The sequence below is a fragment of the Serratia sp. MMO-28 genome, from assembly GCF_037199905.1.
Taxonomy (GTDB): domain Bacteria; phylum Pseudomonadota; class Gammaproteobacteria; order Enterobacterales; family Enterobacteriaceae; genus Chania; species Chania oryzae.
The window spans coordinates 1-238 of the sequence record NZ_JBBCVB010000120.1; the positions used below are offsets into that span (position 1 = coordinate 1).

Below are 238 nucleotides of genomic sequence, written 5' to 3' on the forward strand. Positions count from 1 at the left end.
GGCACCTCCAGCGCGGTCGGCGGCCTGACCGGGGCCGGGACGCTGAACGTCAACGGCGGCACGCTGGCGCTGAGTGCCGCCAACAGCGGCCTGTCGGCGGCCACCCATATCACGTCCGGTGCCACCGTCACCGCCGGCGCGGCCAATGCGTTGGGCACCAGCGCGGTGGAGGTCGGCGGCACGCTGACGCTGAACGCGGCAGATACCCTGGCCAATACCCTGAACGGGGCCGGCGTCA

1 protein-coding gene is annotated in these 238 nt (G+C 73.1%); it reads left to right on the plus strand.

Annotated features, from left to right (window positions below; translation table 11 throughout):
* The coding region (locus tag WG891_RS26815; RefSeq protein ID WP_337265126.1) for a hypothetical protein at positions 1-238 on the plus strand (238 nt) is incomplete at both ends.